Genomic DNA, 25,783 nt, shown 5'->3' on the forward strand with positions numbered 1-25,783 from the left:
TCCGAAGTGGTCGAGGTCCTCGACCCGGGGCTGCAAACGACCGTCCAGGCCTGGCCCGGTCGGCTGGGGCTGACGGCCTACGGCTACTCCCCCGCGGGTCCCATGGACAGCGTCTCGTTCCGAGCCGCGAACGTCCTCGTGGGGAACCCTCCAGGGGCAGCGGCGCTCGAGGTCCCCCTCATCGGCCTCACCGTGGTGTTCCTGCGCGACGCGCAGATCGCGTTGACGGGACCCGAGAGCACCGCGGCGTTCATCGAGGACACGCCAATCTCCCTGTGGGAGACCATATCCGTTAAGGCCGGCGACATCCTCAGGACCTCGAGCAAGGACGGCCCGGGGTTCAGGCTCTACCTGGCGATCGCCGGGGGGATCGACGTGCCTTCCGTCTACGGGTCGGCGGCCACGTCGCTCGTGGCGGGCCTGGGTGGAGTCGAGGGGCGGGCCCTGGTCCGCGGTGACATCCTGCGCTCGCCCCAGCGCCCACCGATCGCGCGACGCAAGCTCCCCGACAGCCTGCGCCCCCGGTTCAGCACGGCTTGGGAGGTCGAGGTGATCGAGGGACCCTTTGCGCGCCCCGACTACCTCACCGAGGACGACTGGACCACGTTGACGACCCAGACGTGGCGCGTCGACCTCAACTCCGACCGGATCGGGACCCGTCTGCACCCGCACCGCTTCGACTGGGCACGACCCGACGGCGGTCGGGCGGGGGGCCACCCGTCGAACATCCTCGACTCGGCCTATCCGGTCGGCGGCATCCTGGCGAACGGTGATGTCCTCACCATCCTGGGGGCGGATACCAACACCTCAGGCGGCTTCGCCGTCGTGGCCACCGTGGCCTCGTGTGCCATGTGGAAGGTCGGCCAGATGCGGCCAGGGCGCGACACCGTCACCTTCCGCGAGATCAGCTTTGCGGAGGCTCAGGACCTGAAGAGGCAGGTGGAGTTCGCGATCCAGCCGGAGCGCATGGTGCAGTCCTGATGGCCGACGGGGGTCCGCACCGTCGGCCATCAGGCGCTTGCTCCCCTGGAGGTCAGCCGAGGCTGTCCCGCACCTTTTCGAAGGCGCGTCGCGCATCGTGCCGGGCGGCGAGGGCGTCCTCGAGGCTGACGGGCACGAGGCTGGTCGCCGTTCCCGGCGAGCACTGACCCACGAGATCCATGTCCACGCTGATCACCGTGCCGACCATCGCGTATCCGCCACCGGACACGGCGTCACGGTGCAGGATGATCGGCTCGGACCCGCTGGGAACCTGGATGGACCCGATGGGGTACCCGGCGTCGACGATGTTGGACGGGTCCGACCCAGCGCCGAAGGGCTGGACCCGCTCCTTGAAGGCGAGCCGCGGCCCCGAGTAGCGAAACCCGGTGCGGTCGGCGACCGGGGTCAACGTCCAGACCGAGTCCACGAGCACATCGCGTGCCTCGTCGGTGAGTCGGTAGTCGTAGAGGCCGAGGACCACCCGCAGCTCCACCTCCTTCGACCACGACGGGCGAAGTGCCTCCGGAACCGAGGAGCGTGCCGCCGCCGCGGTCGGCGCGCCCAGTGGCAGGCGGTCGCCGACCTGGATGGGCCGCCCGTGCAGGCCCCCGAGGGTGCCCAGCGCATAGGTGGATCTCGACCCCATGACGGCGGGTACGTCGATCCCCCCGGCGAAGGCGATGTAGACGCGGGCTCCGGCTTGGACGAACCCGAACGAGATCTCGTCACCAGCCTTGACAGCGACGGGCGACCAGCTCGGCTGCTCGGATCCATTGACGAGCAGCTGGACAGTCGCACCGGTGACGGCCATGACGGTGTCGCTGTCCGCCCGAAGCTTCGGCGCCATGTACGGCGCCTCGAGGAGGGCGGCGCTCACCGGGTTGCCGACCAACAGGTTGGCGATCTTCGCCGAGTTCTGGTCGAGCGCCCCGGACGGCGGGATCCCCACGTCGTATCCACCGGGTCGTCCGAGGTCCTGGACGGTTGTCGCCAGTCCGGGTTCGATGACGTCAACGAGCATCGAGGGCTCAAAACAGTCGGGCGTTGTACGCGTCGGGGTCGGCGAGGAACTCGTCGAGGTCGAACTCGACGTCCACGGTGCGGTAGACGTCCTCACCGCGGTCGACAGCACCCTCCAGGGCGCGGAACTCCTGCTCGTCCACGGGGCGGAACTTGACGATGTCCCCGGGTCGGAACAAGACCATGGACTCGGCGAAGATGCCGTGGTCCTGGTGCGGGTCGTAGATGGGAAGGGGGGTGATGCCGAACATCTGGTACCCCCCTGCACCCTTGACCGAGTAGATGCAGGCGAAGCAGCCGCCGTGGCCGATCGTCAGCTTGGGTGTCTCGGTTCTGGGCCTCAGGTACTTGGGCAGCTCGATCTGCTTCTCCCGCTCGACCATCTGGAACATGAACGGCAGACCGGCGACGAAACCCACCATGGAGACCAGCCACGGGGACTCGGAGTGTCGGCTCACGAAGTCGTCGACGGAGGACAGACCCAGCTCGGCCATCGCGTACTCGAGGTCATTGCCCTCGGGTCGCTGGTGGCGGTCACGGAACTTCGCGCCGACGGCACTGGTGTACGGGTCGTCGTACCAGACGGGGATCTCCAGCAGCCTCGTGGTCAGCTTCGGCGACGTCGTGGACGACACCTCGGACTCGATGCCCCGCACGACCTCCTCGAGGTCCTTCGGGGCGAGGCGGTCGGGGTCGAACCGGATGAGCAGCGACGCGTTGGCCGGACAGATGTCCGTGACCCCGTCGAGGCCACGTTCCGCCAGTGCCTGGCTGATCGCCATCGCCGTGAAGTTGGCCTGGAGCGACATCTCCTCGTCGATCTGCACCACGAGGTGCTCGTCGGCACCCCACGAGTAGCGGACCTCACTCATCTGCGATCCCCAATCCGCGCTCGGTCTGCTCCTGCATCCAGGACTCCAACCACGTCGTGTGGTACTCGCCGGTGCGGAAGGCCTCCGACTCGAGGATGGCGGTGACGAAGGGCGCCGTGGTGGTCACTCCCTCGACCCTGAGGTCAGCCAGGGCCCGAAGCATGCGGGCCAGCGCCGACGGCCGGTCCTCACCCCAGACGATCAGCTTGGCCAGCATCGAGTCGTAGTAGGGGCTGACCACGGATCCGCGGCTGACGCCGCTGTCCACGCGGACGAAGGCTCCTGCGGGGAAGTCCAGTTCGGTGAGCGTTCCCGGACTGGGCATGAATCCCTGGGCAGCGTTCTCGGCGTTGATTCGCACCTCGATGGCATGGCCGCGCGGGGTCAGCTCCTCCTGGGTGTAGGACAGGGACTGACCGGAGGCGACCCGCAGCTGCTCGGCGATGAGGTCGCGGCCGTAGACCATCTCGGTGACGGGGTGCTCGACCTGGATGCGCGTGTTCATCTCGATGAAGTAGTACTCGTTGCGACCCTCGTCGTAGAGGTACTCGACGGTGCCGGCTCCGCTGTACTTGACCGACTCGGCGAGCCGGACCGAGGCGTCGGTCATGCTGTGGACGATCTCAGCGGGCAGGTCGATCTGACCCGCCTCCTCGACGACCTTCTGGCGCCGCCGCTGCATCGAGCACTCGCGGATACCGAGGTGGACCGCACGGCTGCCGTCGCCGAAGACCTGGACCTCGATGTGTCGAGCGCGAGGAATGAACCGCTCGACGTACACGGCCGCACTGCCGAACGCGGCCCGCGCCTCGGCCTGTGCCGTGGAGATGGCCGAGGCCAGGTCCTCTTCGCGTTCGACCACACGGATTCCCCGGCCTCCACCGCCGGCGGCGGCCTTGATGGCGAGCGGGTACCCGGTGAGCCCGGCCGCGGCCTGGGCCTCGTCGAGGCCGGAGATTTCACCTTGGCTGCCGGGGACGGTCGGCACGCCGGCAGCCTCCGCGCAGACGCGCGCCGCCACCTTGTCACCCATGTCCCGAATCGCCGAGCCCGATGGGCCGACCCAGACGGCTCCGGCGTCGACGACCGCGTCGGCGAACTCGGCGTTCTCCGACAGGAACCCGTACCCGGGGTGGACGGCGTCCGCCTTGGTCGCCGCGATCGCCTCGATGAGCTTCGGGACGCTGAGGTAGCTCAGGGTCGCTTGCGCTGGCCCGACGCAGTAGGCCTCGTCCGCCGAGCGCACGTGGAGGGCACCGGCGTCGGCCTCCGAGTACACCGCCACGGTCGAGATGCCCAGCTCTCGCGCCGCCCGCATGATGCGGACCGCGATCTCCCCACGGTTGGCGACCAGCAGGCGGTTCACGACTCTCCCTCGCGCACGACGGCGACGGTGTCTCCGGGGTTGACCATCGCCAGGTCGTCGACCCGGAAGCCCTCGAGCACTCCGGCGACTCCCGACTTGAGCTCGGTGAACTGCTTCATGATCTCGACGAGGCCCACCGTCTGGCCGGCCTCGACCGAGTCGCCCTCCTGGACGAAGGGCGGCTCTCCCGGCGCGGGACTCCGGTAGAAGACACCCGGGAGCGGCGAGGTGATGACGTGTTCGGTCATGGCGGACGAACCTTTCCTAGCGGCTGAGTGCCTCAGATGGAGTTGATGACTTCACGGACCGCGTGCGCGACCTCGACCGCGTTCGGCGTGTCCGAGTGGACGCAGATGGAGTCGACGCGCATGGGGAAGTCTTCCCCAGTGTCCGCCGTTGCCAAGCCCTCCGTCAGTGCCTTGTGCGCCCGCTGCTTGGCCTCCTCAACCGGCGTGGCTCGGGGCCGACGAGCGATGATGAGACTGCCGTCCACGCGGTAACCGAGGTCGACGTAGAACTCGGCGACGAAGGGGACACCACGCTTCTGCGCAACCCGCTCGTGAGCGGTGCCGGCCATCCCGAACACGGGGACGGAGTACTGGACCGCGACGTCACAGACCGCGTCCATGATCTCCTCGTCACGGGCAGCCATCCCGTACAGCGAGCCGTGCGGCTTGATGTGGTCCAGGGGTGCCCCAGCGGCCTCGAGGAACCCGACCAACGCACCGACCTGGTACCGGACGAGGTCGGCCGTCTCGTCACGCTCCAGCTTCATCTCACGCCGCCCGAAGCCGACGAGGTCCGGAAGACCGGGGTGCGCGCCGACGGTCACCCCGGCCGCCACCGCCTTCTCCACGGTCTCGCGGATCCCCGTGGGGTCGCCGGCGTGGAAGCCGCACGCGATGTTCGCGGTGTCGATGAGCTTCACGAGCTCGTCGTCGTTGCCGAAGGAGTGAATGCCGAATGCCTCACCCATGTCCGAGTTCAAACTAACCATGATGTCTCTCCAGTGTGGTGCGGGTGGTTGTCAGTCCGTCGCCTCGGCGCCAGCAGCGTCGAGCTTGGGGTCGTTCTCGTACTCGTAGGCGTCGCAGAAGAGGTTGCCGTTGCGGCCCCAGTTCTCGCGGCTCACGTCGGTGAAGATGAAGTTGATCGTTTCCGGCTTGCAGTCGGCGATCCGGGCGAACTCCCTCGTGAGAACTTCGGCGAGCTCGCGCTTCTGCTCGAGGGTCCGGCCCGGGAACCAGTCGACGCGGATGAATGGCATGCGGTCGTCTCCTTCTGCTGCTGAGCCCTTAGGAGTGGGCGATCTTGGGGGTGTCGCCCTCGGGGTCGACGTAGACCGAGTCGCCATCGAGCTTGACCGGGTATCGGGCGAGCCTGGCGTGGCCGGGGTTGATCCCGGTGCACGTCTTGAGGTCGAACCGCCACAGGTGGGCCTTGCACATGAGCTCGCCGTTCTTGAGCTCCCCCTCGACCAGCTCGATCTGCTGGTGAGGGCAGATGGCCTGGGTCGCGATGACGTCGCCGCCCTCCAGATGGACGAGAAGAATCTCTCGGTCACCCACCTGGAAGGACTCCATGTCCCCCTCCCACAGGTCATCGAGGGTGGTCACGAGTTCAAAAGCCACGAGGGCCTCCTGTCAGAAGAATCGGTCGTAGTGGACCTGGTCAGCGGAAACGTCGAGCTCGAGCATCAGCAGCCTGACCACCGCGTCAGTCATCACGGGGGGGCCGGCGATGTAGATGTCGCGGTCCGTCAGGTCGACCAGGGATGCCTGCTGAACGGCCTCGTGGACGAACCCCGTCGGCCCGGCCCAGGTGTCGGGCTCGGCGTCCGAGAGGGCCTCGACGAGGGTGGTGGCACGCAACGCGCCGCTGACCTCCTCGACGAACTCGCCCGCACAGAGGTCGCGGACCCGCCGTCCCCCGTAGAAGAAGTGCAAGGACCTGTCGTCGGCATCTGCGCGGGCCGCAAGGCCTCGCGCGACGGACACCATGGGGGCCAGTCCGGAACCACCCGCGATGCACACGACGTCGCGCCCGGTGTCCTTCAGATAGGCGTGGCCGTAGGGGCCGTCGACGCTGACGCGCGTCCCGACCTCGACCGTCTTCGACAGCAGCCGGGACACGGCCCCTCCCGGGACCTCCTTGACCTGGAACTGCCACTCGCCTCGGTCATTCGCCAGGTTCGACATCGAGTAGGCACGCTCGGACCGCAGTCTCTCGACTGCCCCGGGTGCCACGCCGTCGATCAGCCTGAGCATGGCGAACTGCCCTGGGAGGAAGTCGGCCGGACCGTCGACGGTCACGGTCAGCTCGGTCAGGTCGTGCGTCAGCTCGCGGCGCGCAACGACCGTGCCGGCTCGCGTGGCCGGCGCGGGCGCCGCCGAGGGTGCGGCGTCCAGCGTCAACTCGACGTCACAGTCCTCCAGCGGGACGGACTGGCAGGCGAGCTCTCGACCCCGCCGCCGGTCGCGTGGGGTCAGGCCGCCGGGGTCTTCCTGGACCTGGGCAAAGCTGCCGGATCGGGGGGTGAACTTGCACGTGCCGCACCCGCCGGAGTTGCATTCGTAGCTCGCGCCCACTCCTGCGCGGAGGGCAGCACGCAGCAGCGTGTCGCCCTCCGCGCAGGGGAACTGACCGGCCTCGGTGGTGATCACCAGGGTCTGCTGAGCGGTCACCGCCGAACCCGACATGTCAGCCCCGCAGGGGGAGGGACGCGCGGAACGTCCTGGTCGCGGCGAGGGCGTTGGCGGCCGCGTCCGGGTTGTCGGGCAGGTCGGCGCAGAACGCCTCGATCGCCGCGTCACCGAGGACGGCCCAGTTCTGGATCCAGCGCTCGAGGACGAGCACGTTCTCCGGGCGCTGCGCCATCTGACGGATCAGCTCGACCGTCCACCGACGCGACCGCTCGCTGTCCCGCAGGGCTGCCTCGCTGACGAGCGCGAACAGGGTGTCGCCCTGCCGCCGGGCGGACACTCCCTGCTGGCGCCAGAACGCCTCGTCGATCGCCGGCTTGGCGATCACGTTGAGCGCGATGAACGCCTCCGCCCAGTCGTACGTCGCCAGGATGCTCTCCATCAGCTCGCGGAAGCGCTGCCACGCGGGCAGCTCCTCCCAGTGCGAACGCTCCTGGGTCGCCAGGCCCAGTGACGGGTGCGACTGGGACAGCTCGGCGGTGCGGTAGGCGACGTGCGAGAGCCAGCGCAGCTGGTCAGCGGCCTGGAAGGCCGCGCAGTTGCTGATGGTGCTCGCCGGCGACATGTGCACGATGTACGCGCTGGCCATCTGCGCGGTGTGCAGCAGGTAGCGCCCGGGGGCGAAGTGGGCGGCAAGGCTTGCTGCCCATTCCGACGACAGGCCCTTGTCGTGCTCCTCCGAGTTGTGCTGGTCCAGCAGGCCTTCGACGTACGTCTCCTGCCCGTCCTGGAGGATGTTGTAGGTGCGGTAGACGAGCTCGTCGGGGTCGCGGAAGGCGTCCCAGTCGTCGTGCTGGACCGGGCTGCCGTTGCGGTACTTCCGGTACCAGTCCGCCATGACGCCGGCGTGGTCGACGTCCCAGGGCTGGTCCTTGTCTCGCATGTGCCAGAGCAGGTTGGTGGAGACGATCTCGTACTCGCTGGGCTTTCGCCGCTTCGCGGCGAGGTGGCTCCAGGTCTTCTGCGGCCGCAGCGCGGCGGGGGTGATGGTCATGCCAGGTCTCCTTCGGTGTGGTCCGTCGTGCGTGCGCCGAGCCAGAACCGGACGCGCTCCGTGCTGGTCTCGATGCGTCCCACGAAGGACGGCATGCTGACCTCGAGGTCGCGCATGCGGAACGGGCGCCCGAGCTGCTGCTCGACGGTTTCGCGCCGGATGACGCACTCGCCGCCGTCGACCTCGATCCGGACGTAGGAACCGCGGTGTCGCACCTCGACGCGCTTGCCGGGGTTGTCGACTCGGGTCGCCTCTGCGATCGCCTCGGCGAGTTCGCCCGCCTGGATCACCGGGCCGACGGGGTCGAGGATCGGCTGTGCCACAGCCTCGTTCGTCATCTTCTGCTCCTCACTCGAAGTAGAACTCGACGGTCTCGGTGGGCTGGAGGCCAGCGTCACCGAGGCGAAGGTCCGTGGGGTAGGGCTCCGTGGCACCCTGCGCACGAGCGCGGATCACCTTGCCGGGCTGGTCGGGAACGTGGATGCCGACGGAGTGCTCGGCGGCCGCGAGCGCCACCTCCGCCATCGTGTTCTCGGTGTCGACCGGGACGAGCTTCAGGACGAAGTCGCCGTGGAAGTGGGATGAGATCGGGAAAAGGGCCATGTCGTCGCTCCTCAGCTGGCCGTCTGAAGCTTGCCGCGGTACTTGTCCACCCAGGCGTAGCCGTGGGCGTCGTCGCCGCCGGCGGAGATGACCCCGAGGCCCATGTACTCGAGGACGCCTCCGAGGTCGGGCGGCTGGATCTGTCCGCCCAGGAAGCGGTCGATGAGGTTCTCGTGGCGCTTGTACCGCTCCGGGTCCTGCTCGAAGATCCACTTGTCGACGTCGGAGGCGAAGTGGAACTTGCGTCCCTCGTGCACGATGCTGATGTCGCGCAGGGTTCGGCCCGGGGTGCCGACGATCGGCAGCTGCGAGACGTTGCAGATCATGGGCAGGGTGCCGGGGACGGTCTTCTCGGGGCGCCCGTTGACGAAGTTGTCGATCATGACGTCCCAGACCTTTCCGAAGGTGTCGTTCCAGCCGGGGTACTTCTCCTCGAGCCAGTCGCGCTCCTCGGGGCTCACCCCGGCTGCGGGGTTCCACCACAGCGTCGGGCGCCAGGAGTAGGTGCCGAGCTGCTGACCGTGGTGGTGCTCGTCCAGGTCACGCAGGAAGACGTCCCAGTACCAGGGCTTCGAGAGGCCCAGGTCCTCGATCGACTTGATGAACTGGGTGACGATCCACTCCTCCATGAACTCCTTGAACGAGCTCTCGCGGACGTCGAGGGGGACGTAGTAGTCCATCGGGATGCCCGAGAGGATGGTGAAGAGGCGGTACGACCGCCAGAAGGCGATGTCGATGTAGTTCTGTGCTTTGTCTTTCTGCCCGTGCTCGATGAGCATCTGCAGGAGAGGGGTGCCGAGCTGCGCGTGCCGCGCCTCGTCGGACTGGATGCTCTGGATGAGCTTGGAGAAGGTGAAGTCACCGGCGTTCGCCGCGTCGCCCGACAGCCCGATGAACTGCAGGTTCGTGAACCCGGTCTCGAAGGCGAAGTTCGCGAAGATCGAGGTGGCGACGGCGTCACGCGTCATCATCACGTCGTCGAAGAAGTGGCGCGCGCCGAGGGCGACCCAGTTGTTCGTGAACATGGTCTGGTGGGACCAGTCGAACTGGCGGTCCTTGTTGATGTACTCGTGCGGGAAGTACAGCTGGATCTGCCCGTGGCGGATCTCGTCGAGCATCCCGAACGTGGCCATGTTGCGCATGCCCGGCGCCTTCGACCACCGGACGAAGCGTGACTCCTGGAAGGCGGCGCCGTACTCGACGAGGGCGACGGCCGCGTAGTGCTCCTTGAGGATGTTGATCCAGCCGGGGTCCGCGGTGTTGTAGAGGTCGACCCGCTCCAGCGCGGCCTTCACCGAGTAGGCGCCGGCGTCCTTCTGCCGCTGGACGTCCACGTACTCGCGGTACGACACCTTGTAGGGCTCGTCGTACGTGGCCCACGCGTCGTCCGGAATGCCTTCACCCCCTGACATCTCCGGCGGGAAGAGCTCGTTCTGGCTGATGTAGCTCGGAGTCCACTCGGTGGTGCGAGCGAGGTCGTACCAGGCGTCGCGTTCCAGTAGTGCCATGTTCGTCTCTTTCTCGTTGGTGGTGCGGTCAGCTGCCGTGGGTGCTGCCCAGGGGGCCTTCGCCACCCGGGTAGCAGAAGGTGATGCTCGGGGAGTAGAAGCCGAAGGTGACCTGCAGCGGGTCCGCCGGCCGGAAGGCGTACAGCTCGTGGTCGGGGTCGAGGAACTCGAGCGACTCGACCTCGAATCCGCCTGCGAGGTCGGCCACGAAGGGGTAGCGACCGCTGGTGAATCCACCGTCGTCGGCCCGGGTGATGTACCGCAGCTGGCCGACCGCGCGGGCCGTGGGGTCGTCGTTGATCCGCGCAACGGTCCGGATGGCCGGCCGGTCGTCGAGGTAGGTCGTGGCCACGACCTGGGAGCCGTCCACGTCGAGGACGGTGCGACCGCCGGAGGTGGGCACGCCCCGCTCGGCGGCGTAGCGGTTCATCGACTCCGAGGAGTTGAAGTAGTGCGTCCACCATCGCGCCGGGACACCCGCCTCGGTGTCCAGACCGTCGAGGTCGGCCCCGAGGTAGGTCAGCGAGTACGCCCCGAAGGCATCTGCCTCGGCTGCGCCGTTCGACGTCTGCATGGGGTCGGTGACGACGTACTGGTTGAGGTAGACCGCGCCGTCGGCTCGAGGGGTGAGGCCCTCAGGGACGAGCTTCGCCACCTTGTCCGGCTCGGCCGGGATCCAGACCAGGTAGAGCATCTGGCTTTGCGAGATCAGTTGTGGAGCATGAAGGGCGCTGGTCATGGCTCTCCTCGGTTTCGACACTGATTGCGAGGTCGTGGCGTGTGGAGCCACGGCGACTCACCGATGCAGAGAACTGTGTGACGGGTGCCACCCCCGCGTGCATGCGCATTCTGTACAAACTGGAGAGCCCTCTTGGACAAGAGGGGGTATGGCCGCCCCCGCCGCGCGGGAACAGACTCCCGCCAAACGCTGGAGCGCCGCCCGAGCGCCGTGATGCCCTCTGCGGCATGGACAAAGGACAGAGCAGATGCACGACCACTCCAAGACTCGGGACGTCGCCCTGGTGGCGACCTTCGCCGGCCTCATCGGCGCCCTCGGCCTGATCCCTGCCTTCTCGCCGTTCGGCTTCCCGGTGCCGGTGACCATCCAGACCCTCGGGGTCATGCTGGCGGGGGCGGTGCTCGGGGCCCGCAGGGGTGCCGCTGCGGTGCTGCTCTTCCTCGCCTTGGTGGCGGCCGGGCTCCCCCTCCTCTCAGGGGGGCGCGGGGGCCTCGGCGTGTTCGCCGGTCCCAGCGCGGGCTACCTCATCGGCTTCCCCATTGCCGCGTTCCTGATCGGCTACCTGGTCCACCGGTTCGGAACGCCCTACCGCCTGGTCTTCGCCCTCCCGAGCATCGTCTTCGGAGGCATCGTGGTGCTGTACGCCATCGGCATTCCGGTGAGCGCGTGGCGGGCCGAGCTCAGCCTTCCGGCAGCGATCGCGGGCAGTGCGTGGTTCCTGGTCGGAGACTGGATCAAGGCCGTCGTCGCCGCGTTCGTCGCCCAAGCCGTCCACCGGGCGTACCCGGGCCTGCTCCCCGACCGGAGGGATCAGTCGTCGACGCCGCGGGCGACCAGGGCGTCCGCGAGCTCGTCGGCCTGACGCAGGGAGCGCACCACCAGCGGGACCGCGAAGACCCGTGGGTCCATCCCCCCACCCCTGGCCACCTGGGCCTCCCGCACCTCACCGGCCAGACCGTGGATGACGGCCACCGACCTGACCGCGAGGGCCGCCGCGAGGCCGAGCCGATCCGGGTCGACGCCAAAGACACGCAGAGGCGCGGCCACACGGACCGCGAGGTCGATCAGATGACTGGCCGGCGTCGTGAGGCTGACGAGCGAGGCAAGCAGGATCACCGACGCGAGGCCCCCAACCACACGCAGGCCGACCAGGAGCCCGTTGGCGTACCACTGGTAGGCCAGCAACACGATCACCAGGGGGAGGATCAGCCTCAGCTGGCCCCAGACCACAGCGCGCGGGATCCGGGCGACCGCGAAGCCGGCGACGGCGAGCGCGAAGAGGACGGCGATCCCCCAGGGCGAGCGCACCACCAGCGTCGCGATCGAGACGGCGCCCAGCGCCACGACCTTCGGACCAGCCGGCACGCGGTGGATCGGCGAGCTGCCTGGGACGAACGTCAGCAGCGCACTCATGTGACCAGCTCGAGGTAGGTCGCTCGCGCGGTGTCAGGGTCTGCGTCACACACCAGGCCCCCACCCTCGAAGACCAGGACTCGCTCGAAGGAGTCCAACAGGTGGAGGTGGTGGGTCACCAGGACCACCTGCTCGTCGAGGCGGTCGATCTCGGAGCGGATTCGCTTCTCGTTCCTGAGGTCCAGGAGCGTCGTCGGTTCGTCGAGCACCACCAACCGCGGACGCATCACCATGACGGAGGCCAGGGCCAGGAGCTGCTTCTGGCCGCCGGACAGCAGGTGCGCTGGGTGGTCGGCGAGGTCGGTGAGGTCGAAGCGGGCCAGTGCCTCGTCGACGCGGGCGCGCATCTCCGGCAGCGGAAGCTTCAGCCGCCTGAGCCCGAAGGCGACGTCCTCGCGGACGGTCGGCATCACGATCTGGCTGTCCGGGTTGGTGAAGACGAAACCCACCTCGCGGCGGATCTGACGAGCGTGCCTCCTGGTGTCCTGCCCGTCGACCCGCACGGTCCCCGAGGTGGGGAGGACCAGTCCGTTGATCATCCGCGCGAAGGTCGACTTGCCCGACCCGTTCGCGCCGATGACGCCGATGCGGCGTTCGTCAGCCCGCACGTCGATTCCGGTGAGGACAGCCCTCGGCTCTGCACCCGTGGCGTAGTGGTGCGCGACGTTCTGGAACTCGATCAGTGGCATGACTCCACGAGCACTGCGGTGCCCTGGCCCCCTCCTGCAGCGATCGCGGCGATGCCGTAGCGACCGCTCCCTTCCCGCACCATCTGGGTGAACAGGCGGACGACGAGGACGGCGCCGCTGGCTCCCCACGGATGACCGATCGCGAGTGCGCCGCCGTCTCGGCACATACGCTGCTCAGGGAGCCCGAGTTCGTCGACACAGGCGAGCACCTGCCCGGCGAACGCCTCGTTGATCTCCCACACGTCCACATCGTCGATGCCGAGTCCGGAGTCCGCGAGGACCCGCTGGACCGCCGGCACCAACCCGAGGCCCGGCGTCGTCGGGTCGACACCCGCCGAGGCGGCGGCGATCACTCGAAGGCCCGGGCCGGCCGGACCGTCGGCGATGGCCACGACGGCTGCACCGTCGTTGACGCCGCAGGAGTTGCCGATGGTGACCGTTCCGTTCGCCCGGAACGTCGGAGGGAACCGTGCGAGCACTTCTGCCGAGATGCCGCGACGGATGCGCTCGTCCCGGTGCACGCCTCCAACGGGGACGATCTCAGCATCGAACGCGCCGCGCGCCTGCGCGTCCGCTGCCCTCGCGTGGGATCGGGCGGCGTACTCGTCCTGTCGATTGCGCGTGACACCGCGGTTCTCTGCCAGGAGGTCGGCAGCCAGACCCATGTCCGGGTCGCGGTCAGGCGGCGCGAAAGGCGCCCGGGTGTAGCGAACCGGCTCGCCGTCGGCAGTGGGTGGCCAGAACCTCCACGGAGCCGTTGACGCGCTCTCCACGCCACCCGCGAGGACGACGCCGCTCCCTGCGGGGCCCCGGATGGCCTGCTCGATGGCCGCCAGCCCACTCGCACACTGGCGGTCGACGCTCAACGCAGGGACCGCGTCACCCAGTCCGGCGGCCAACGTCGCCACCCGAGCGATGTTGCCACCGGGCCCCATGCAGTTGCCGAGGTACACCTCGCCGACGGGCCGATCGAGACGCTCGACCAGGTGGCTCATCGCCGTCGAGGCGAGCGTCACGGCATCCACGTGGCCAAGTCCCTTACCGGCCGTCCCCACCGGCGTGCGCACGGCTTCGACAATGACGGGGTCACGCATGCTGCGCGCCGGCCAAGGCTGCGCGGCTGACCTTGCCGGCCGCCGTCATGGGGAGTTCCGCCACCACGACGACGCGCCGCGGCCGCATGCTGGTCGGCAGAGTTCGAGCACCTCGCGCGAGCGAGTCCGCATCGCGGGGCTCGACGACCGCCACCGCGACGACCTCCCCGAGCGTCGGATGCGGATCGGCGTACACCGCGAACGGCGCCCGGGCGTACCTCGAAAGGTGCGCCTCGATCTGCGCGACGGACACGGTCGCTCCGGCCGTGGTGATGTACTCGGGCCGGCCGATCACGAACAGCGTCGCGCCGCGCCACTCCCCCAGGTCACCAACGGTGGCGTAGCCCGACGGGTCGACGCGAAGTGGACCCGACCCACCCTGGGCGTAGCCGTCGCACAGGTACTCGGAGCGCACCCAGATCTCGCCGTCCCGAAGGTCGACCTCGACCCCCTCGAAGGGTCGCAGGCCTTCGCGGCCACCACCGCCTGCCACGAATGACAGCTCAGCGGCGCCGTAGTAGCAGACCACTCGTTCGGAGACCAGCCTCTCGGGCAGCCGGGCTCCGGCCACACAGATCCGGGCATCATCGCGGAGGAGATGACCCAGACGGTCCAGCTGCGCCGGGGTCAGACACGCGTCGGTCGCCTCCCCCGGCGTCCCGACGATCTGAGCGCCGACGACGGTCGCGTGGACCGCGGCGAACAGGTTCATGGTCGCGGTCAGGGGTCCGGGGACCCAGAGCCGACCTCCCCGCGCCACCCCAGTGAGCCGTCCGTAGGCGTCGAATGATCGCCACCACGAGTCGGTGGTCCGCACCAACGTCCGGGGGCTCGTAGTGGTCCCGCTGGTCGACAGGGCGATTCGTTGCCGAGAGTCGTGCGCGGCCAGGACGGCCTGCACCGGATCCGCCAGCGCGAACGGGTCGATGACGACCGTCACGTCCTTCTCCCGTTGCGACACTCGACACCTCCCAGCTTTCTTGGCACGTGACATCTGACGGTCCAATCGTGGGACGCTGCGCCAGCGTGTCAACTTCGGTCCACGTCGGGTCCCGGACTCCCGAGGTCTTCTGCACCCTCAGCGGCCGCAAGCGCCTCCTCGAGATCGGCCACCGATGGCGCGCCATCCCAGCCCTCGCTCGAGGGGTAGAGCCGGCACGCAAGCGACGCCGGTTGTGATCCATCGGCGAAGGGGTCCTTCCCACCGACCAAGATCGTCGGCGACCCCGTGAAGCCGAGCCGGACCGCGTCCTCGTGCGTGGCGACCATCTCTGATCGCACCGACACGGACATCCCCGAACGATCCGCTGCGGCCTGCACACGGGCCACCGCCACCGACCAGCTTGGGCACCCTTCGATGAATTGCACGGTCACGCAGCCAAGCGCATTCGAGACACCAAGTCGCGGGAGTTCCACAGTCTCGACCTTGTCTTGGGCCACCGGTACGAGACCTCAGCGATCCTCAGGCCGAGTGAGAACACCTCGATCGCGTGGCAGACCGCAGCCATGCCCGGCTGCCGCCTGCCCCACGTCTGGCTGGAGGAGGGACGATCCACTCTCGATCTCGTCGGCACCGCCCACACGGTCATTGCCACACCGGGAACCGAGCTGGACGAGCTCACCGATGCCGCGAAGGAGCGGGGCATGCCTCTCGACACCCACCGCGTCGACGTGGCGGTCCTGGGTTCACTGGGCGCCGACTGGGTTGTGGTCCGTCCCGACCAGGTCGTGGCCGCCGTCGGCTCGGCGGACCGCCCGCCTGACCGGGACCTCGCCGACCTCCTGACCGGGCACTCCGTCACCGCGGACTCGGGCGCGTGGTCGGCATGAGCGCCACGACGTCCGCGCTGCCGCAAGGCGGCCCACGTGTGGCCGGCTGCCTTCCTTGCGAGCTCGAGAGCGCCTCGGCGCGCGCCGTCCTCTACCGGGACGAGAACTGGGCCTGCGAGGTCGCCGAGGGTTACGACGTCCCCGGGTGGTTCGTCCTGAGAGCCCGCCGTCATGCCGAGGGCTGGGGCGCGCTGATCGCGGGAGAGGCTGCCGGGTTCGGGGTCGTCGCCCAGACCGTCTCGAAGGCGATCCAAGCCGTCACCGGCGCCCCGACCGTCTACTTCATCAGCTTCGGCGAGAACTACCCCCACCTGCACTTCCTCCTGATCGCGCGCCCGGAGGACCTCGCGCCAGCCGCGCCATGGACCTCGGCCAATTCCTCGACGAGACGATCAATGCGCTGGAATCGGGGGATCCCGAGGCCTACGTAACCCTCGCTCGCGAGCGCAGGGATTCCCAGCGGATCGACGACATCGCGGCCGCTCGCAGGCTCAATAAGCTGATGGCGTAGCTGTCGCCGGTACGACGTCATCGGCGCCCTGGTCTGTCTGGTCGGTGTCGGCGTCATCATGTACTCACCCCGCGCCGGCTAAGACGTCCAGCCTCCTGGCTAGGTACACAGGCAGGATCGATCGCAGTAGCGCGATCTGGATCGGTGGCTTCGCCTTTGGTTAGCTCGTGGCAGCGCGCTTGAGCGCTTGGCGCAGATCCCGCAGCGCCGGCACCCCACGTAGACCCTCTGGGGTGGAGTAGAGCCGGCACGCCATCGCTGCCGGTGCGGCAGGGTCGGCGAACGGGTCGGAGCCGTTGAGCAGGATGGTCGGGGAGCCGACGAAGCCGCGCAGCCGCGCTTGGTCCTGGCTGGTGATGACAGTGCGCGTGACCTGGGCCTGGACTCCGGTGTCCGCCACGGCGAGGGTGATCAATTCAGCGGCGGGGGCCTCGTGCGGACAGTCCGGCACGACCAGCAGCTCGATCTGCACCATCACGGGAGGTACTTGCCTAGCCAGCGGAGCTTGTCGCCGATGAACCTGTTGCGGTGCCAGCCCCGGCGGATCACCGCAGCGCGCAGGTTGCGGAAGCGGTCTCGGACGACTGCAGACGGGCCTCGTTTCGCTCCGTCCTCGATCTCCCAGGCCTGCTGGTGCACGAAGTGGGCGCAGCCCAGGCAGAGGTGCACCTCTGGGTGGTTGCCGAGGTGGACCATCCGAGCCGGGGCGTCGACGGTGCCGCAGCACCAGCAGTGGACGCGCCCGTCCTCGTGCCGCTCGACGGCGATGCCCGGTTCGGCGCTCATCTGCTCAGTATGAGCGCACCGGTGGCCGTGAGGAAGTGACCGCACCGCACACGCCGGCGCCCATGCGTCGTGCGGCAGTCCCAACGACCGTGGCTCGCGCGTTCCCTGCCGGGTGACGAAGGTGGTCGGTTCACCCCCGGCCCGCACTCGCCAAGGTCAGCTGAGCTCTGTGGTGGTCGTAGTGCTGGGTGGGGTAGTGGTAGACCTCCAGCAGTGTCATGTAGTCCCTGAAGTAGGGGTCCCAGCCCACCGGGAAGTGCATGCCCCGAGCCAGGGACTCATGCGACTGCGCTCGAAGGGTCTCTTGGAGGCCGGTGACCACTCGGTCCATCAGCCGCTGCATGCGCGGGTAGCCCAACACGCGGGCGCCGAAGAGCGAGCCGGCGTCGTTGATGACGTGGAACGGGCAGGTACCCGCGTCGAGCAGGCCCGCGAATCGCCGGGAGGCACTGTCCGGGAGGCGGGAGAACCCCCAGACAATCAACCCCAGGTTCCGCACCAAGAGGTACCCGAACAGCATGTGGAAGAGCAGCTGCTCGTTGTTCCACTTGGTGCCAACGGTCAGCTGACGCAGTTCGGCAACGGTGGCGGTCTCCAGCAAACGTCGGTAGTCGTCTCGGACACGATCCAGCTCCGCGTAGACCTCGTCCACCTCCATGGCTGCCTCCCCGGTCGCCACCACCGACGCTCCACGCTATCCCCGCGGTTCGAACCAAACACTTCCGCTATTCGGCATTTCAGGTCAGTGATTCCCTCGGTCACCAGACCGTAGGAGCGTGCGTGGTAGCTGTCGGTCGCGTTAGGGGGCCGGCCCAAAGGGCTGCGCCCATGCGGCGTGCTGCCTCATGGCGGAGTTCGTCGACGGCGTGCACGTAGCGCTGGGCGGTTGCCATCTCCGTCCAGCCCATGATGGCCATGACCGTGCGGATGTCGACGCCCTGGAGGAGCAGGAGGGTGGCGGCGGTATGGCGGGCGTCGTGGAGCCGGACCTCGCGGACGCCTGCGTCGCGGAGGAGCTGCTTCCACTCGCGCTGGTCGTTGGCGGGGTCGACGGGGATGCCCCAGTCGGTGCTGAAGACCAAGTCGTGGGTGTGGTCCCAGACGTTCGCTCGCTCGAGCTTGACCCGCAGCTGTGCCGCCCGGTGGGCGCGCAGTTCGGCGACGAGTGGCGGAGGAAGGGCGACAGACCGTCGGGACGCTCGGGTCTTCGGCTCGGCGAGGACGAGGCCGCCGTCGCGGCGTTGGGGGCAGTCGGCGCCGCGCTGGTTGCCACAGACCGGCATCTTGCGAGTCCGTGGGCTGCAGCCGTGCTGCCAGGTGCGTCGCTGGAGGGCGCGTTTGACGCGGAGGATCCCGGCGTCGAGATCAATGTCGCTCCAGAGCAGGCCGAGCGCCTCGCCTTGTCGGAGCCCGAGCGACAGCGCGACCGACCATCGGGCGCCGTTGAACCGTCCTTGGGCAGCGCTGAGGATTGCGCGGCACTCCTCGCCGGTGAGCGGCTCGATCTCGGTTCTCTCGACGCGTGGCGGCGGGCGAGGGCGGCGGGGTTGGACAGGATCCGCTGTCGCCGAACTGCTTCGGAGAGGCAGGAGCGCAGCGTCCGGTGCACGCCGTGAACGACGTGGGTGGAGCGCCCTTGGTCGAGGAGCTCGCGGTAAAGCCGCTCGAGAGTTTCCGGGCGCAGATCGGTCAGCCGAGCAGAGCCGATGTACGGGATGACGTGGACCTTCATGTGGCTGGCGTAGCCGGATCGCGTCTTCCATCGGACGGCGAGCGGGAGGATCTCGTCGAGCCAGTGGTCGACCCACGCCTCCACGTTGATGTTCTCGAGCAGCCAGGGCTGCTGGCCGGAGTCGCGCGCGTTTTCGATCGCGCGAATGGCGGCGTCGAGCTCGCGCTTGGTCTTGCGGGTGATGTGCCGGCGGTCGCGTTCGCCGTCGAGGCGCCGGCCGACGGTGATCCGCGCGTGCCAGCGACCGTCGGCGCCCTGGTAGCGGGAGGTGGCGCTGACGGACGCTGACGCGCGCGGTCTACCCCGCATCGACGTCCCGCATGGAGGCGACGAACCGGTCGAGCTCGGCGCGCTCGACCCGGACGGAGCGGCCGAGGTGGACGGCGCGCAGGCGGCGGCAGGCGATTTGCCGCTCGACACTGCGGCGGGTCCAGCGCAACTGGGCGGCGACCTCGTTGAGGTTGAGGAGGAGGGTGGGCTGGGTCTGCGACGAGGTGTTCATGCACCCCCTAAGCGGGCCGACACCCTCTTGGGGGACGGCTGCGACCCTATTAGTCCTGCTCACGACCACAGTGTCGCCCCGTGCGACTGGAGGCCCGTGCAGCGAATTCTGGAGCCAATTTTGGGGCCCAGAGCCCCTTCGAGACGTCCGGAGTCCGGACAGAGCGAAGGCCCCGACCGCGTTGCCGCTGGTCGGGGCCTTCAACCTCTGTCTCAACACAGAGCGCGCCCGAAGGGATTCGAACCCCTAACCTTCTGATCCGTAGTCAGATGCTCTATCCGTTGAGCTACGGGCGCCCTGTCGCACCCGCGGGCGCAACGAGAGAGCAGACTACCGGAGCCCCTCGTCCTGCGAGAAATCCGTCGCGGCACCCCTTGGGCAGCGCCCGGATGACGTCGGCCCCGCCCCCCGACGGCGCCGCCGGCCGAGGTGGGTCGAGCAGGATCCGTCGGCCCCTCCTGCAAGGCCACGCCAGCCCGTGACCTGCCTTTTCAGTGCCTCTGCAAGTTCTTGCAGTGCCGAGCAGTCGCTGTGAGGAGACCCACAAGGTGCAACCGTTTCCGCGGTTCCCACCGTTCGGTGCGCGGGCCTACCGTGACAGCAGGCTCCCAGCGGCGGGTGCCGAGCCACCGCCTGACCGGCGGGCCGAGCGCGCGTCGTCGGGTGGTGGCCGACCAGTTGAGCCGGACCGGCGGAAGGACGACCATGACGACGCAGGCAGCGCACGATACGGGGACGAGTCACGAGGGCCTGCAGGCCTGGGTCGACGACATCGCCGCCCTCACCACGCCGGAGCGCGTCGTCTGGTGCGACGGCACCTCCGAGGAGTGGGACCGCCTCACCGCCGGGCTCGTCGAGGCCGGCACCTTCACCCGGCTCGACGACGCGAAGAAGCCGAACTCCTTCCACGCCGCCTCCGACCCCAGCGACGTCGCCCGGGTCGAGGACCAGACCTTCATCTGCTCGGTCGACGAGGCCGACTCCGGTGTCACCAACAACTGGATGGCGCCCGCCGAGATGAAGGCGACGATGACCGAGCTCTACCAGGGCTCGATGACCGGTCGCACCATGTACGTCATCCCGTTCGTCATGGGCCACCTCGACTCCGACGCCCCGATGTTCGGGGTCGAGGTCACCGACAGCGCCTACGTCGTCGTCTCGATGCACGTCATGGCCCGGGTCGGCACCGACGTCCTGCGCGTCATCGAGGAGCGCGGCGCCGACTTCGTCAAGTGCCTGCACTCGGTCGGGATGCCGCTGCGCGAGGGGACCGCCGACGTCGCGTGGCCCTGCTCGCAGACCAAGTACATCTCGCACTTCCCCGAGACGCGCGAGATCTGGAGCTACGGCTCGGGCTATGGCGGCAACGCCCTGCTCGGGAAGAAGTGCTACGCCCTGCGCATCGCCTCGGCGATGGCCCACGAGGGCGGCTGGCTCGCCGAGCACATGCTCATCCTCAAGCTCACCTCGCCGCAGCAGCAGGTCCACTACATCGCCGCCGCCTTCCCCAGCGCGTGCGGCAAGACCAACCTCGCAATGCTCAAGCCGACCGTGCCGGGCTGGAAGGTCGAGACGCTCGGCGACGACATCGCCTGGATGCGCTTCGGCAAGGACGGGCGCCTGTACGCCGTCAACCCCGAGTTCGGCTTCTTCGGCGTCGCCCCGGGCACCAACGAGAAGACCAACCCCAACGCGATCCGCACGATCGAGAAGGGCAACTCGATCTTCACCAACGTCGCCCTCACGGCCGACGGCGACGTGTGGTGGGAGGGCCTCGAGAACGTCCCCGACCACGCGACCTCGTGGAAGGGCGAGCCCTGGACCCCTGACAGCGACGAGGTCTCGAGCCACCCCAACAGCCGCTACTGCACGCCGATCTCGCAGTGCCCGATCCTCGCCGACGAGTACGACGACCCCAACGGCGTCCCGATCTCCGCGATCTTCTTCGGAGGACGACGCAAGACGACGATCCCGCTCGTCACCGAGTCGCGCGACTGGACGCACGGCACCTTCATGGGCGCCACGCTGTCCTCGGAGACCACCGCCGCCGCCACCGGTGCGGTCGGTGTCGTGCGCCGCGACCCGATGGCGATGCTCCCCTTCATCGGCTACAACGTCGCCGACTACTTCCGCCACTGGATCGAGCTCGGCAAGGACGCCGACGCGACCAAGCTGCCGAAGATCTTCTACGTCAACTGGTTCCGTCGCGACGACGAGGGTGGCTTCCTCTGGCCGGGCTTCGGCGAGAACAGCCGCGTCCTCAAGTGGGCCATCGAGCGCATCGAGGGCACCGCCGCCGCCGTCGAGACCCCGATCGGTCACGTGCCGACCCCGGAGTCGCTCGACACCGACGGGCTCGACCTGACGCCCGAGCAGCTCGAGGCCGCCCTGTCCGTGGACCTCGAGGAGTGGCGCGCCGAGCTGCCGCTCATCGAGGAGTGGTTCGCCAAGATCGGCGACCAGCTCCCGACGCCGCTCGCCGACGAGCTCAACACCCTGCGCGCCCGCCTCGACGGCGTCTGAGGCGCCGCCGGCGGGCACGGAGAGGCCCCGTGGAGCGTGATGCTCCGCGGGGCCTCTCCGCGTCCCGGACGGTCCGGTTCGGTCCGGTTCAGTCGGGGTCGACCACGGCGAAGTCGTCGACCCGCATCGTCACGGCGGCCGCCGCACTGCTCGACATGTAGGAGTTGAGCCCGACGGAGCCACCGGACTGGAGCCCGGCGGTCGCGTCGGTCACGGTGGCCGTCCAGGCCGACGGTTCGGTCGTCCCGACGCGCCACAGCTTCGTCGACAGCGTCGTCGTGCCGGCGACCGTCACGGCACGCACCGCGAGCCGGTACGAGGTGTTCGCGGTCTGGGTGATGCCGGCGACCGTGGCCGTCCGCAGGGCCGTCTCGGTCGTGCCCACCCTGCGCGCGATGACGAGCTGCATCGTGCCCGACGCCGCGACGACGACCTTGACCCGGTAGTCGTTGCCGTTCGTCTGGCGGCGCACGACGGCCGTGCCGTAGAGCGTCCCCTGGCTCGCGGTGCGGCTCCAGGCCAGGCTGGTCCTCAGGTCGACGTCGGTGGCGCTGACCGCCGGGAGCATCGTCTCGCCGGTCGTCCCGGCAGCCGTGAGGATGTGGTTGCCCGTGCCGCCGGAGACGCCGTACCGGCTGCTCGTGCCGAGGATCGTCCACGCGCCGCCGAGCTGGGCCGATCCCCAGCCGTTGGTGACGCTGCGCTCGAACGCGTCGGTCGCGAGGTCCTGCGTCGGTGGCGGCGTCGCCGCCACCGTGACCTGGCGCGTGACCGTCCCGGTGGCGTTGTCGTCGTCGGTGACCGTCAACCGCACCGTGTAGGTGCCGTCGGCGGCATAGGTCCGCGACGCCGAGGCACCGGTCGCGGTCGTGCCGTCACCGAAGTCCCACGCGTAGCCGGTGATCGTGCCGTCCGGATCGCTCGACCCCGACCCCGAGACGTTCACGGTGCGCTGGCTGACCACGGGAGTGCCGATCACCGCGGTCGGCGCCTGGTTCGGCGGAGGCGTCGCCGCCACCGTCACCTGCCGGGTCACCGTGCCGGTGTCACCGTCATCGTCGGTGACCGTCAACCGCACCGTGTACGTGCCATCGGCGGCATAGGTCCGCGACGCCGACGAACCGGTCGCGGTGGTGCCGTCCCCGAAGTCCCACGCGTAGCCGGTGATCGTGCCGTCCGGATCGCTCGACCCCGACCCCGAGACGTTCACGGTGCGCTGGCTGACCACGGGAGTGCCGATCACCGCGGTCGGCGCCTGGTTCGGCGGAGGCGTCGCCGCCACCGTGACCTGGCGCGTGACCGTCCCGGTGGCGTTGTCGTCATCGGTGACCGTCAACCGCACCGTGTACGTGCCGTCGGCGGCATAGGTCCGCGACGCCGACGAACCGGTCGCGGTGGTGCCGTCCCCGAAGTCCCACGCGTAGCCGGTGATCGTGCCGTCCGGATCGCTCGACCCCGACCCCGAGACGTTCACCGTGCGCTGGCTGACCACGGGAGTGCCGATCACCGCGGTCGGCGCCTGGTTCGGCGGAGGCGTCGCCGCCACCGTCACCTGCCGGGTCACCGTGCCGGTGTCACCGTCATCGTCGGTGACCGTCAACCGCACCGTGTACGTGCCGTCAGCGGCGTACGTGCGCGATGCCGACGAGCCGGTCGCGGTCGTGCCGTCCCCGAACTGCCACGCGTACGACGCGATCGTTCCATCGGGGTCCGAGGAGCCGGCGCCCGACACCGTCACGGTCCGCTCGCTGATCGAGGGCGTGCCGATGACGGCGGTCGGCGGCACGTTGGCCGGAGGGGTCACACCGAGCCGGGTGATCGTGTAGCGGTCGAACGCCACCGTGCCGGGACTGGTCGCCGACCCGGACTGGTACACGTCGATGCCGGTCGTCCCGGCGGCCTGCAGACCCGCCGTGGCGTCGGTCGCGGTCACCGTCCACGCCGTGGGCTCGGCCTGGCCCACCGGCCAGAGCTTGCCGCGCACCGCGGTCGGGGACGCCCCCTCGAGCTCGAAGCGCAGCCGCAGGTACTGGCCGGGCGCGACGGTCCCGGGGATGTTCGCGGTGGCCAGCGACACCTCGGCCCCCGTGAACCTGATGAGGGAGAGGTTCACGGCTCCGCCCGCGAGGTAGCGCACCTTGGCCCGGTAGCTGTTCGTGCCCGAGAGCCGGCCGTGCAGCGACACGTAGGTGCCGGAGCCGGAGGCAGCGGGCGTCATCGCGAGGTCGGTGACGATCCGCGCGTCGGCGACGGACACGGTGGGCAGCCGCATGCCGCGCGTCGAGCCGACGGGTGCGACGATCCGTCCGACCGAGCCGTCGACGGCGTAGGCCGTCGCCGTCGAGGTGAACTGCCACGCCTGGCCACCCGCCGTCGCCCCCCAGCCGTTGGCCACGTTGCGGGAGAAAGTGTCGTCCACCAGCTCGGCGGCCGGGGGCGTGCGGACCTCCCAGGTCGGCGAGACGGTGCTCGTGACCCCGTCGCTCGTCACGGCGCGCCACTCGTACCAGGTGTCAGTGTCGAGGCCGGTCCAGGTCCGCGACGCGACGGTCCCGGAGTCGGCCGTCACGGTGCCGATCGTCTGGAACGGCGCGGGCACGGTCGCACCGAGGGTGAAGGGGACGGTGAACGCCGAGTCGGCGTCGGACTCGAAGACCCCGAGCTTCGGCGAGAAGGTGCGCGCCGTCATCGTGCTCGCGGCCGGGTCGAACGTGTAGTACCGCAGCCAGCCGTCGCCGCCGTTGGCGCGGTCCTGGTAGTCGGTGAGAACCTGCTGCACCGGCTCGCCGCAGCGGTTGAGGTCGGAGCGGTTGGCCTCGCCCGCGTCGCCGTTGTGGAAGTGGCCGCTGAGGACGAGCTTGACCTGGCACTGCTGCGAGATGAAGTCGGTCCACAGCTGGTTGGCCGACGTGCCGCCGGTCCGCTCGGGCGTGGTCCGTCGCAGGCCGTTGAGGCCGAGGAAGCTGTGGGTCGTGACGATGGCGAGCCGGTCGGGGTAGGCCTCGAGCACCTTGACCGCCCAGTCGACGGCCCACGAGGGCGCCTCCCACTCGAGGTTGATGGCGACCCAGTCGCGCCCGCCGGCCGTGAAGAGCGCGAAGTTGTTCATGTTCTTGCGGTCGACCGGGTCGGGGCCGAAGAGGTTCTGGCCCATGTAGCCGCCGTAGCGCGCCGTCGCCGGGGTCCACGTCGCGGTGGCGTAGCGCGAGGGCGGGAAGAACTGGTCGTACTCGGCGAACGCGCCGGTCGTCGTGTTGAAGTCGTGGTTCCCGGGAACGACGGTGTTCGGCATCCCGGCGTCGTCGAGGACCTTCAGACCCGTCGAGGTGTGCCCCCACTGGGTGAGGTTCTCCTCCTCGCTCACGAGGTCCCCGAGCTGGACGACGATCGCGGTGTTGAGCTGGGTGCGGGTGTTGACGGCCCACTGGGCCTGCTGGGTGATCGTCCCCTGGCGGTTGTTGTACGTGTAGTTCTGGGTGTCGGGCAGGGCGACGATGGTGAAGGGGTCGGCTCCGCCCCCGGCGGGGACGGTGGCCCCGCGCTTGCGGCCCTCGAAGGTCACCTGGAGCGGGCCGCCGTCGGGGTCGGTGGGACGCACCGAGAGCGGGACGTCGGCCGACGTCGCGGTGGAGCCGTTCGCGGGGGCCACGAGCTGGGCGGCGGCGGGTGCCGCGGCCTGGGCGGGGGCGGCGCTGAGGGCCGAGGCCACGACCGCGCCGACGGTGACTCCGAGGAGGACTCTGCGGATCTTCATCGAATCCGATCCCTTCCCTGAGACCAACCACGAGCACGCCGAGGGCAGGCCGTCAGGGAGCGGCCGAGCCCAGTGTCGACACCCGGGGTCAGCGTGTCAACGGTGCGACCACCACGGCAGGGGTGCGACGGGCCCCGGAGGGCCCGGGCGCCCGGGGCGCCCGG

General features: G+C 69.3%; 29 protein-coding genes, 1 tRNA gene and 2 pseudogenes. 6 read left to right on the forward strand and 26 right to left on the reverse strand.

What is annotated here, in order from left to right:
- Positions 1 to 6 precede the first annotated feature (6 nt).
- Positions 7 to 981: a biotin-dependent carboxyltransferase family protein gene (locus ACFWN3_RS08845; protein WP_377645565.1), complete on the forward strand. Its 975-nt coding sequence runs from the start codon at positions 7 to 9 to the stop codon at positions 979 to 981.
- A gap of 52 nt (positions 982 to 1,033) precedes the next feature.
- On the opposite strand, the gene ACFWN3_RS08850 is transcribed toward ACFWN3_RS08845, so the two are convergent.
- From ACFWN3_RS08850 to ACFWN3_RS08910, 13 genes are read right to left on the reverse strand one after another with little or no spacing between them, the layout of a single operon-like run.
- A complete protein-coding gene (locus ACFWN3_RS08850) occupies positions 1,034 to 2,098 on the reverse strand; it encodes a biotin-dependent carboxyltransferase family protein (RefSeq protein ID WP_377645380.1) in 1,065 nt (354 codons plus the stop codon).
- Positions 2,010 to 2,873, reverse strand: coding sequence for an allophanate hydrolase subunit 1 (locus tag ACFWN3_RS08855; RefSeq protein WP_377645382.1), 864 nt, complete (start codon positions 2,871 to 2,873; stop codon positions 2,010 to 2,012). The genes ACFWN3_RS08850 and ACFWN3_RS08855 overlap by 89 nt, the downstream gene beginning before the upstream one ends.
- Complete coding sequence (locus ACFWN3_RS08860; RefSeq protein WP_377645384.1) at positions 2,866 to 4,239, reverse strand: acetyl/propionyl/methylcrotonyl-CoA carboxylase subunit alpha; 1,374 nt, start codon at positions 4,237 to 4,239, stop codon at positions 2,866 to 2,868. The genes ACFWN3_RS08855 and ACFWN3_RS08860 overlap by 8 nt, the downstream gene beginning before the upstream one ends.
- On the reverse strand, positions 4,236 to 4,487 hold the full coding sequence (locus tag ACFWN3_RS08865; protein WP_377645386.1) for an acetyl-CoA carboxylase: 252 nt from the start codon (positions 4,485 to 4,487) through the stop codon (positions 4,236 to 4,238). The genes ACFWN3_RS08860 and ACFWN3_RS08865 overlap by 4 nt, the downstream gene beginning before the upstream one ends.
- A gap of 32 nt (positions 4,488 to 4,519) precedes the next feature.
- Entirely contained in the window at positions 4,520 to 5,236 is a 717-nt protein-coding gene (locus ACFWN3_RS08870) for a 5-oxoprolinase subunit PxpA (protein ID WP_377645388.1), read from the reverse strand.
- 30 nt (positions 5,237 to 5,266) lie between these two features.
- Positions 5,267 to 5,506 carry a 4-oxalocrotonate tautomerase family protein gene (locus ACFWN3_RS08875; RefSeq protein ID WP_377645390.1) on the reverse strand — a complete coding sequence of 80 codons (240 nt, stop codon included), beginning with the start codon at positions 5,504 to 5,506 and terminating at the stop codon, positions 5,267 to 5,269.
- Positions 5,507 to 5,534: 28 nt separating this feature from the next.
- Positions 5,535 to 5,855 (reverse strand): Rieske 2Fe-2S domain-containing protein, encoded by a 321-nt coding sequence (locus tag ACFWN3_RS08880; protein WP_377645392.1) that lies wholly within the window; start codon positions 5,853 to 5,855, stop codon positions 5,535 to 5,537.
- Positions 5,856 to 5,882: 27 nt separating this feature from the next.
- A complete protein-coding gene (locus ACFWN3_RS08885; protein WP_377645394.1) occupies positions 5,883 to 6,923 on the reverse strand; it encodes a 2Fe-2S iron-sulfur cluster-binding protein in 1,041 nt (346 codons plus the stop codon).
- 16 nt (positions 6,924 to 6,939) lie between these two features.
- On the reverse strand, positions 6,940 to 7,935 hold the full coding sequence (locus ACFWN3_RS08890) for a toluene monooxygenase (protein WP_377645396.1): 996 nt from the start codon (positions 7,933 to 7,935) through the stop codon (positions 6,940 to 6,942).
- On the reverse strand, positions 7,932 to 8,258 hold the full coding sequence (locus ACFWN3_RS08895) for an MmoB/DmpM family protein (RefSeq protein ID WP_377645397.1): 327 nt from the start codon (positions 8,256 to 8,258) through the stop codon (positions 7,932 to 7,934). Before ACFWN3_RS08895 ends, ACFWN3_RS08890 begins: the two co-directional genes overlap by 4 nt.
- A 25-nt stretch (positions 8,259 to 8,283) precedes the next feature.
- Positions 8,284 to 8,538 (reverse strand): toluene-4-monooxygenase system B family protein, encoded by a 255-nt coding sequence (locus tag ACFWN3_RS08900; protein WP_377645399.1) that lies wholly within the window; start codon positions 8,536 to 8,538, stop codon positions 8,284 to 8,286.
- Between the two features lie 11 nt (positions 8,539 to 8,549).
- Positions 8,550 to 10,046, reverse strand: coding sequence for a toluene monooxygenase (locus ACFWN3_RS08905; protein WP_377645400.1), 1,497 nt, complete (start codon positions 10,044 to 10,046; stop codon positions 8,550 to 8,552).
- A gap of 28 nt (positions 10,047 to 10,074) precedes the next feature.
- Entirely contained in the window at positions 10,075 to 10,740 is a 666-nt protein-coding gene (locus ACFWN3_RS08910) for a hypothetical protein (protein WP_377645402.1), read from the reverse strand.
- Positions 10,741 to 11,032: 292 nt separating this feature from the next.
- Here ACFWN3_RS08910 and ACFWN3_RS08915 point away from each other — a divergent pair, with 292 nt between their 5' ends.
- On the forward strand, positions 11,033 to 11,647 hold the full coding sequence (locus ACFWN3_RS08915) for a biotin transporter BioY (RefSeq protein WP_377645404.1): 615 nt from the start codon (positions 11,033 to 11,035) through the stop codon (positions 11,645 to 11,647).
- On the opposite strand, the gene ACFWN3_RS08920 is transcribed toward ACFWN3_RS08915, so the two are convergent.
- The 5 genes from ACFWN3_RS08920 to ACFWN3_RS08940 form a co-directional block, all read right to left on the reverse strand.
- On the reverse strand, positions 11,596 to 12,198 hold the full coding sequence (locus ACFWN3_RS08920; protein WP_377645406.1) for an energy-coupling factor transporter transmembrane component T family protein: 603 nt from the start codon (positions 12,196 to 12,198) through the stop codon (positions 11,596 to 11,598). The genes ACFWN3_RS08915 and ACFWN3_RS08920 overlap by 52 nt on opposite strands.
- Complete coding sequence (locus tag ACFWN3_RS08925; RefSeq protein ID WP_377645408.1) at positions 12,195 to 12,887, reverse strand: energy-coupling factor ABC transporter ATP-binding protein; 693 nt, start codon at positions 12,885 to 12,887, stop codon at positions 12,195 to 12,197. Before ACFWN3_RS08925 ends, ACFWN3_RS08920 begins: the two co-directional genes overlap by 4 nt.
- Positions 12,878 to 13,981 (reverse strand): thiolase family protein, encoded by a 1,104-nt coding sequence (locus tag ACFWN3_RS08930; protein ID WP_377645410.1) that lies wholly within the window; start codon positions 13,979 to 13,981, stop codon positions 12,878 to 12,880. The genes ACFWN3_RS08925 and ACFWN3_RS08930 overlap by 10 nt, the downstream gene beginning before the upstream one ends.
- Positions 13,974 to 14,921, reverse strand: a complete 948-nt coding sequence (locus ACFWN3_RS08935) for a long-chain fatty acid--CoA ligase (RefSeq protein ID WP_377645411.1) — start codon at positions 14,919 to 14,921, stop codon at positions 13,974 to 13,976. The genes ACFWN3_RS08930 and ACFWN3_RS08935 overlap by 8 nt, the downstream gene beginning before the upstream one ends.
- 89 nt (positions 14,922 to 15,010) lie before the next feature.
- On the reverse strand, positions 15,011 to 15,421 hold the full coding sequence (locus ACFWN3_RS08940; RefSeq protein WP_377645413.1) for a thioredoxin family protein: 411 nt from the start codon (positions 15,419 to 15,421) through the stop codon (positions 15,011 to 15,013).
- Here ACFWN3_RS08940 and ACFWN3_RS08945 point away from each other — a divergent pair.
- The 3 genes and pseudogenes from ACFWN3_RS08945 to ACFWN3_RS08955 all read left to right on the forward strand — a co-directional run.
- Positions 15,413 to 15,811, forward strand: coding sequence for a hypothetical protein (locus ACFWN3_RS08945; RefSeq protein WP_377645415.1), 399 nt, complete (start codon positions 15,413 to 15,415; stop codon positions 15,809 to 15,811). The genes ACFWN3_RS08940 and ACFWN3_RS08945 overlap by 9 nt on opposite strands.
- A complete protein-coding gene (locus ACFWN3_RS08950) occupies positions 15,808 to 16,242 on the forward strand; it encodes a hypothetical protein (RefSeq protein ID WP_377645416.1) in 435 nt (144 codons plus the stop codon). Before ACFWN3_RS08945 ends, ACFWN3_RS08950 begins: the two co-directional genes overlap by 4 nt.
- A 93-nt stretch (positions 16,243 to 16,335) precedes the next feature.
- Positions 16,336 to 16,404: pseudogene (locus ACFWN3_RS08955) on the forward strand (hypothetical protein); the annotation flags it as partial.
- Between the two features lie 78 nt (positions 16,405 to 16,482).
- Here the strand turns inward: ACFWN3_RS08955 and ACFWN3_RS08960 are convergent.
- From ACFWN3_RS08960 to ACFWN3_RS08990, 7 genes and pseudogenes are all read right to left on the reverse strand, one after another.
- Positions 16,483 to 16,797, reverse strand: coding sequence for a hypothetical protein (locus tag ACFWN3_RS08960; protein WP_377645567.1), 315 nt, complete (start codon positions 16,795 to 16,797; stop codon positions 16,483 to 16,485).
- Positions 16,797 to 17,108: a hypothetical protein gene (locus tag ACFWN3_RS08965; protein WP_377645418.1), complete on the reverse strand. Its 312-nt coding sequence runs from the start codon at positions 17,106 to 17,108 to the stop codon at positions 16,797 to 16,799. The genes ACFWN3_RS08960 and ACFWN3_RS08965 overlap by 1 nt, the downstream gene beginning before the upstream one ends.
- Before the next feature lie 130 nt (positions 17,109 to 17,238).
- Entirely contained in the window at positions 17,239 to 17,787 is a 549-nt protein-coding gene (locus tag ACFWN3_RS08970; protein WP_377645420.1) for a DinB family protein, read from the reverse strand.
- Positions 17,788 to 17,866: 79 nt separating this feature from the next.
- The gene (locus ACFWN3_RS08975; protein WP_377645422.1) at positions 17,867 to 18,871 is read right to left on the reverse strand and encodes a site-specific integrase; all 1,005 of its coding nucleotides are present in this window, start codon (positions 18,869 to 18,871) and stop codon (positions 17,867 to 17,869) included.
- Positions 18,814 to 19,149 (reverse strand): annotated as a pseudogene (locus ACFWN3_RS08980) (hypothetical protein); the annotation flags it as partial. The gene ACFWN3_RS08975 and the pseudogene ACFWN3_RS08980, both read right to left, overlap by 58 nt.
- The gene (locus tag ACFWN3_RS08985; RefSeq protein WP_377645424.1) at positions 19,139 to 19,342 is read right to left on the reverse strand and encodes a helix-turn-helix domain-containing protein; all 204 of its coding nucleotides are present in this window, start codon (positions 19,340 to 19,342) and stop codon (positions 19,139 to 19,141) included. The gene ACFWN3_RS08985 and the pseudogene ACFWN3_RS08980, both read right to left, overlap by 11 nt.
- Positions 19,343 to 19,565: 223 nt before the next feature.
- Positions 19,566 to 19,638 (reverse strand) — tRNA-Arg (locus ACFWN3_RS08990).
- Positions 19,639 to 20,047: 409 nt separating this feature from the next.
- Between ACFWN3_RS08990 and ACFWN3_RS08995 the strand changes: the two genes are divergently transcribed.
- Positions 20,048 to 21,865 (forward strand): phosphoenolpyruvate carboxykinase (GTP), encoded by a 1,818-nt coding sequence (locus ACFWN3_RS08995; RefSeq protein ID WP_377645426.1) that lies wholly within the window; start codon positions 20,048 to 20,050, stop codon positions 21,863 to 21,865.
- A gap of 88 nt (positions 21,866 to 21,953) precedes the next feature.
- On the opposite strand, the gene ACFWN3_RS09000 is transcribed toward ACFWN3_RS08995, so the two are convergent.
- Complete coding sequence (locus ACFWN3_RS09000; protein ID WP_377645428.1) at positions 21,954 to 25,619, reverse strand: PKD domain-containing protein; 3,666 nt, start codon at positions 25,617 to 25,619, stop codon at positions 21,954 to 21,956.
- Positions 25,620 to 25,783: the final 164 nt, after the last annotated feature.

It is taken from the genome of Oryzobacter terrae (assembly GCF_042756445.1).
GTDB lineage: Bacteria > Actinomycetota > Actinomycetes > Actinomycetales > Dermatophilaceae > Oryzobacter > Oryzobacter terrae.